Source organism: Mesorhizobium sp. A623 (assembly GCF_054489405.1).
The window spans coordinates 1-1,743 of the sequence record NZ_JBTMXB010000101.1; the positions used below are offsets into that span (position 1 = coordinate 1).

The window sequence follows — 1,743 nt, forward strand, 5'->3', positions numbered from 1 at the left end:
TACCTGACGGATGTATTTGACAAGAACCGTTCTGCTCTGATGCCCTGGAAGTGTGCTCTCCGGGCGCTCTGTTCCGGCGGGCGGCAGAGGCAGCGTCGCGCGCAGCAAAGGTCAGGGCTGGCCGGCAGGCAAGTCGCTATCGTTCGCCGCTACGGGATGGAACGGCGAAGCTGATTTTGCTACTCTGTCGCGGCTCGGGTGACCGCGTGGCGACGAGCAGGGCCGAGGTTGCAACCCTATCGCGCAGCCTATGATCGTCGCACCTCATGTACGGCGCCCGAGCACCCTTTCTGTGATTGCTGTTTCCATGTAGCGACGAAGCGACGGTAGACTTCCTCGGCGTTGCCGATCGTCTCGCGCTCGCTGTCGCGCACCGACTTGTTGCTGTAGGCGGCGGCGGATCCCTTTGCCCTACCGCCGCGACGAGACGGATAACCGGCGGTCAATTCCAGCTTTCGGAGCTTCCAATCCAGGAGCGCAGAGCGGCTCCAGGTGTAGTCCTCATCCTTGGTCAGCATGTGCCAGACGATGACCGCCAGCTTGCGTGCCGTCGCGACGGCGGCAACATGTTTGCCCCGCTTGTCCCGGATGCGTATGAAAAAGGCGCGCAACGGACCAGGCACGCCGGAAATGACCCATGCGGCTTCGACCAGCATCGATCGTGCGTGGGCTCGGCCTTGTTTGGTGATACGGCCATGATAGGCCGGCTTGTCGCCGGACTGCCGGACCCGTGGGTTGAGGCCGAAATAGCTGACGAGCTTTTCTGGTGATGAGAACCGTTCAATGTCTCCGACGGCGGCCAGGACGCTCAGTGCGACCGTAACGTTCACGCCGGTGATCGTCATCAGCCGCTTGACCCGGGGTTCGTGAAGCGCCGTCTGCGCGAGGCTCTTGTCGACTTGCGCAAGCTCGCCGCCAAGGCGATCGAGTTCACCGGCATGGCGAAGGACGACACGCCGCTGATCCTCGGCAAGCGGCTGAGCCTCGAGCCAAGCCCTGCCGCGCTTCGAGAACAGCGTGCCTTTGTAGGGTGGAATCAGATTGGCGTGCAGAACCGAATGGATCCGGTTCTTGAGGCGGGTCATTTGGGAGACGAGTTGTGTTCGTTCGGCCACTACGCGGCGACGCGTCTCGGTTTCCTCATCCGGCATCCACACCTCAGGCAGAAAGCCACTCGCATGGAGCTTCGCCAGCACCGCCGCGTCGATCTTGTCGGTCTTGACCTTGGCCCAGGCGATGGCCCGAACCAGGATCGGATTGGCTATGACCACCCGGCCCACAAAGGGCGAGAGCAACCGGACGATCGCACTTGTATTGCCTGTCGCCTCGATGACGATCTCGTCATCCGGCTTGAGCTTCGTTGCGAACTGCAACAGGCGGCTGCGTTCGAGATCGATCCGCCCGGCATCTCGGATTTTGCCTTCCTCCAAGATCGCCATTTGGGCGTATGATCGGTGGACATCAAGGGCTATAATTCTCATTCCCGGCTCCTTTCCAGGGTCAGCAACCATGGGAGCCGGCGGGCTACACGACAACTACGGATCCGCGCTCGCAGCGCAACCGGGCAAGTCGAAGGGGGCGGCCAGATAACAACTCGAACTCTCGGTTCATCAGGTATTTCGGCCTGCCCGCCATGCGTGCTCCCGACACCCCAATCCCGGTAGGTGGACGGTAGTCGATCCGTCCATGCGAGGGAATACGGATTGGCGCGTCGCGCCTATTCATGCCTGATAACAACCGGAT

At 61.7% G+C, this 1,743-nt stretch carries 1 protein-coding gene; it reads right to left on the minus strand.

What is annotated here, in order from left to right; genetic code table 11:
- Positions 1-248: 248 nt before the first annotated feature.
- Complete coding sequence (locus tag ACX3P1_RS27985) at positions 249-1,481, minus strand: IS110 family RNA-guided transposase (protein WP_459083045.1); 1,233 nt, start codon at positions 1,479-1,481, stop codon at positions 249-251.
- Positions 1,482-1,743 lie beyond the last annotated feature (262 nt).

Coding starts and splice junctions, on each gene's coding strand:
- ACX3P1_RS27985 (WP_459083045.1), bottom strand. CDS start 1,481: ATGAGAATTATAGCCCTTGATGTCCACCGATCATACGCCCAAATGGCG.